Below are 5,457 nucleotides of genomic sequence, written 5' to 3' on the forward strand. Positions count from 1 at the left end.
TCAACTTGAGCTTCAGAACGTCCGCCTGAACGTCTGTGACCTGCAGGAATTGGAGCCTCCCGTCACCCGATCGGTGGGTGAGTTGAAAATGCTCAATGAGTCGTCCGGCGGCCCGAAAGGCCGCCAGAACGGCTCTGGAGGCTCAGGGTCGGGAAGGCCGGTACGGGCAAGGGCAGTTCGGGCGGCTCCGGCGGCAAGAACGGCTCGGGCAGTTCCGGGTCCGGCAAGGGCGGCTCGAAGGGCGACGGCGGCCGGTCGAAGGACTCGCCGGTCGCCAGCCCTCGGGCGGAGCGGGCTCGCGGCCGCCAGGAGCGCGCCGCCGCCCGCCAGGCGGCACGGCAGCAGCGGCGCAGTGGGCAACCAGGCCGCCAACCTCGCCGATCGCAGCAAGGACCGCGACCCGGACCGCGCCGCCACCCAGGCGGCCCGGGAGGAACGCCGCAGGGCGAAAGCCGAGCGGAAGGCCGCGGCACGGGCGAAGCGGGAGGCAGCCAAGACCGGCGACGACCGCACCACCCTGGGCGCGGCCGTCGGGGAGGGAGCGCAGCGCCGCTGGGACAAGCGGCGTGCGGCGGAGAAGGACAAGGCCGCGCAGGACAGCAAGGCCAAGGACGACGCCGGTGACAAGGACTCCGAGGCCACGACCAAGAAGATGACCAAGGACGACCCTGAGAAGCCCTCAGACGGCTCGGACGGCGACTCCGCGACCAAGGAGCCGGAGGACAGCAAGAAGGACAGCGAGAAGCCGTCTGACGCCTCCGGCGGCAAGGACGCGAAGGACGGCACCGGGACGGATGATGGCGCCAAGCCCGACGACGTCAAGGAGCCGCCGGACGCTGGCGACAGCGGCGACGAGCGCTCCTTCAAGGAGCGGATCAAGGACTTCTTCACCAAGGCCGGCGAGGACCCCGCCCCGCCTGAGCCGGAGGAGCCCTCGAGGCTTCGGCCCGAGGACCTGGGCGACGTCACGGTGGACCGCCCCGGCGGTCCGACCCGGTCCCCGAAGCCTGAACAGGCTGAGGAGGAAATCCCGGACGCGGTCATCGTCGACGACCCGTCCGACCCCTTCGGAGCAACCGTCTCCAGCCCGGCGAGCCTCCCCCGCGCCCCAGAACCCCACACCCAACGTCCCGGCACCACCCGACCCACTGCACAGGAGGACCCCGTGGCATCGGAGGTCAGGAAGCCCGCGTCGGGCCAGGCCGGCATGGCGGCCAAGCACCGCACCGACATCACCTTCGGCGAGTACCTGATGGGGATCGTGAACATCGCGATCACCGCCGGTTCCGACAAGGGGCGCGCGGAGGAACTGGCCGTAGCGCTCGGCAAGGTCGCCGACGCCCTGCGGGACATGGCGGCCGACCTGAGCGCTGATCACAACATCACCACCGCGGTCGTCGACCAGGTCACGGACTTGGCCGACGCCGCGATGCGCATGAAGGCACTGGCCGAACGATGCGCCACCGAGTGCGAGGTCGCCTCCGAGGCTGCCCGGATCGCGGCCACGGCGGTCGGTAACACCTACGGACAGGACATCCAGGCCATGGACGACGCGGGCCTGGCCCACGCCTCCTCCGCCGCCCACCACGACTAGAAGGGAGGTCTGCTGATGAGCGACCTCGTGCCCCTCGCCGGTGGCGCCGCCGCCCCGACGGACGGCGACAACCGGTACAAGGCCGTCCAGCACAAGCTCAAGACGCTGGGCACGGCCATGGAATTCGCAGGCAACGAGCTGGAGATGCTGCTGCGTGGCATGCGCATGAACGCGCAGTACGCGGAGACCCTGGCGGTAGAGATCGCCAACGCCGAACTGGACCGCAAGTTCGTGGAGATGACCAGCCAGGTGTCCGTCGCCCTGGGCGGCGCGGCCGGGGAGATCCAGAAGCTCCACGAGACGGCCCAGGAGGTGTCCGGCCTCGCCCACGACACGCGCCGTACGCACGCGCGGCTGTACGAGGGTTTGGACGACATCCGTTCCAGCCGTAAGGAGCGCACTCCCAAGCCGGGCTTCTTCGCCCACTGAGCATTTTCAACTCACCCACCGATCGGGTGACGGAGGCTCCAATTCCTGCAGGTCACAGACGTGGTGACCCACTCCACGAGTGCATGCGGGACGTCGAGTACGGCACGATAGGGAACCAACAGAGCCCCCAGGCTGAAGAGTTGAGCATAGACACCTTGCTCAACAGCCCGGGGGCTCTGCCTGTTTCACCACCGCCACCTCATCACCCGATCGGTGGCCACTCTGAAAAGGCTCACTGACCCCGAGCTACCCGAACCCCACACGGGCGGCCCCGCCACCACGGCGGGGCCGCCCTTCGCTTTCCCGAAGGAGAAGCCCGTGTCTGTGCCGCGCAGCGTCGCCCTGGAGCGCACCCTCTACACCCTGGCCGCCCAGGTCCTCGCCGCGGCCCCGAATCTCGTGCCCGACAGCCCCGTCAACACGGTCGTGCAGCTGGCGGGCGCCGCCGGCCTCGGAGGCTGGTTCCTCGCCTACAAGAGCGACGAATCCGGCGCGGGCCGCAAGATCCTGCGCTGGTCCCCGCTGGTGGCCGCCGCCGCCATCGACGTCGCCGCCCGGAACACGATCGGCTGGGGACCGTGGTGCATGGACGCGCTGCTGGCGGCTGGATGGGCGGCGGCCAGCCTGCTGGTGATGCCCTTCTCCCGGCACACCCGCCGCCGACACCGTCCCGCCCTCGCGGCCCCGGCCTTCGCGCCGCAGCTGCAGCCCGCCCCCGAGGCGTCCCCGGCGCAGCCGAACGACGGCGCCGACCAGTTCACCCGGCAGGTCCGCCAGCTGTGGGAGAACCGCGGCCTGCCCGGCCGCACCATCGTCATCAAGGCCACCCCGCACCCCGGCATGCCCAACGACCTGTCGCTGCTGCTGCGCGCCTGCGAGGCCGGCCGGGCCATCTCCGGCCTCAAGGAGGACGACATCGCCGCCGCGTTCAGCGTCGATGTCACCGACGTGACCATCAAGGAGGTCGTCCGGCAGTACGGGCGCGAGGGCGGCCCCGGCTGGAAGGAGGTCCACGTCACCCCCGACGCGAACGACCGGCGCCGCAAGGCCCCCACCGCCCACGAGTGGTGGGCCGACCGGATCGCGAGCGGCCCGGTGCCCGGCTCGGAGTTCGTCAAGAAGGTCCGCGACCAGGGACGCAAGGTCACCCACTACATCGCCCAGGTCCCCGACGACATGGGCGAGCCGCGCGTCAACCAGCACACGCTGGCGGCCACGCTGAAGACCAAGTACGACGAAGGTCGCCTGTTCGTCACCGTCGACGGCAGCCAGATCCTGGTCTCCCTATGTGGGACAGCTCGCCGCTCGCGCAGGTCTTCCCCGCAACCAAGGAGCTGCTCACCCCGGACAAGGACGGCCGGTGGGTGACCGGCTATCTCGGCAACGGCCAGCCCGCCCGGAACCGGGTCTACACCGACCGGGGCGCGGCCCACGGCCTGTTCGTCGCCCCGTCCGGCGGCGGCAAGACCCAGCTGATGGCCCTGCACGTCGCGGCCGACGCCCTGTTCGGGGCCGTGGTCATGCTGGCCATCGAGGCGCCGAATGAGAAGACGGCCGCTCTCGGCAAGCACACCGCCCGCTACGGCATCGGCGCGCTCTACATGATCCGGCTCCTGCGGGTCCTGAACGCGCTGATGGAGATCCGCGGCGAGATGCCGTGGGACGACGGACGCGTCCACGACTGGGACCCGGTCCTGCCGGGCTGTCCCTACCGGATGCTGTCCGCCTACCTGGACGAGTTCCTCTCCGCCGCCCGCGACGGCGACTACGGCGCGGAGATCATGGACCTCGCCGAAGGGGTGTCGGTCAAGGGCCGCAAGTACGGCATCGGCATCAAGGTGGCCGGCCAGTCCATCTACGTCCAGGACGGGTTCACGCAGCTGCTGTGCGAGAACCTGCGCGAGAACTGCATCCCGGTCGTGCTGAAGGTCGCACCGAAGAAGGTCGGTGAGATGTTCAAGGCCCTCGGCATCTCGTCCGAGAACACCCCCGACCCCCTCCCCCGTTCGTTCTCCCCGGCCGAAGCGGGCCGGATCGAGCGGGTGATGCGCGGGGAGCCGAACCGCCGTCGGACTCCAACACCGGCGGCGCGGGATGGATCGTCGAAGCCAAGCAGCCCGATGTCCTGCGCACGTTGTTCATGGACTTCAAGGCCGGCATCGACGGCTACTTCCCCGACACCACCGCCACCCTGACCGAGCACGAGATCCGCGAGCTCGAAGCACGGGACCTGTGGTTCGACTGGACCGAGCCGCCCCGGCCCGGTGAGTTCGGCCCGGAACCCGGTGACGAGGACGGGCGAGGACGCGCCGAAGAAGGGCGGCGGCAAGCCCCGCAGCGGGGGGAAGTCCGCCGCGCGACGCGACGCGGTCACCTCGCCCCGCCAGGCGCTGGAGGCCATCAAGAACCTCTCCGGCGTCTGACCCACCGCCCACCACCTGCAGGGCCCGGCCGCACCCCGGCCGGGCCCTGCTTCCACCTGGAAGGACACACCGCTCGTGGCCGTATCGATCTCCGCCGTCGTCCTGCTCGGCATCGTCGTCTTCGTCCTCATCCGGGGCGGCACGCTGGTGCGAAGGCAGTCTGCACCTGCCGTCACCCCCCGGAGAACATCAGCATCGTTATCGTCTCCATCAGGGCGTGCGGAAGGTCGAGTGCGGCAGGATACGTAACCAACGGGGCTCCCCGGCAACAGAGACGAGACGTCAGATACCTCCCTCAACTGCCTGGGGGCCCCGCCCCTTCTGCCGCCACGACCCACTGCCGACGTCCCCCGATCGGTAGCCGCGTTGAAAACGATCACTTGGGTCTCCGGCGTCACAGACCGCCCGCGGTTCCCTCTCATCAAACAGACCGGCGAACGTCGGGCAGCGGCCTCCACCTCGTGCATTGACCCCTGAGATCGACCGCTCACCGGGCCGGTGAACCACGCCGGCAGCCCTCCGCTCTGGCACCACCCAATCGCCGCCCAAACGCGCAGGAGACGCACATGGTGATCTGACGTTGCCGAATGTCTTACTGTTTTGAGTACAAAAATCACCAGGTCAGAGCGGAGGAAAGGCGGCCATGGCAAAGCTAAACATCATAATATCTCGCTGTTTTTGCAGCACCGCCAGGCAGAACTACCGGACGCTCTCAACTATCGGCGAACTGGAAATATCGGTTCGCTCGTTTCCTGCTTAATAAGGGGCTGCCCACGAGCATAGTGGTCGTGTTTGACTACGCGGTAAGCATGAGCGGTGCAACAGTAAACCCCCATGCGGCAATGGTGACATGACTCTGGTGGCCTACTGCATGTCTCACGAAGGGCCATGTTTCGTGAGAGGGCAACGGGAGGCGATGAAAAGGTGGCCGGTTGACGCACGCTTGTTTGCCCGTGAAATTTTCCGGCGTTCGTGCAGGATGACCACCTCGCGGCTGCGCACTGTTACCCC

At 68.8% G+C, this 5,457-nt stretch carries 2 protein-coding genes and 2 pseudogenes; 3 read left to right on the forward strand and 1 reads right to left on the reverse strand.

Annotated features, from left to right (window positions below; genetic code table 11):
- The first annotated feature begins 352 nt into the window (after positions 1–352).
- From ABZX75_RS33700 to ABZX75_RS33710, 3 genes and pseudogenes are all read left to right on the forward strand, one after another.
- Positions 353–1,594 carry an ATP/GTP-binding protein gene (locus ABZX75_RS33700; RefSeq protein ID WP_355417887.1) on the forward strand — a complete coding sequence of 414 codons (1,242 nt, stop codon included), beginning with the start codon at positions 353–355 and terminating at the stop codon, positions 1,592–1,594.
- 15 nt (positions 1,595–1,609) lie between these two features.
- Positions 1,610–2,023, forward strand: coding sequence for a conjugal transfer protein TraB (locus tag ABZX75_RS33705; protein WP_355417890.1), 414 nt, complete (start codon positions 1,610–1,612; stop codon positions 2,021–2,023).
- 318 nt (positions 2,024–2,341) lie between these two features.
- Positions 2,342–4,446, forward strand: a pseudogene (locus tag ABZX75_RS33710) (chromosome segregation protein ParM).
- A 138-nt stretch (positions 4,447–4,584) separates the two neighbouring features.
- Here ABZX75_RS33710 and ABZX75_RS33715 read toward each other — a convergent pair.
- A pseudogene (locus ABZX75_RS33715) lies at positions 4,585–4,699 on the reverse strand (IS5/IS1182 family transposase); the annotation flags it as partial.
- Positions 4,700–5,457: the final 758 nt, after the last annotated feature.

This window comes from Streptomyces sp. NPDC003038, assembly GCF_040611115.1.
Taxonomy (GTDB): domain Bacteria; phylum Actinomycetota; class Actinomycetes; order Streptomycetales; family Streptomycetaceae; genus Streptomyces.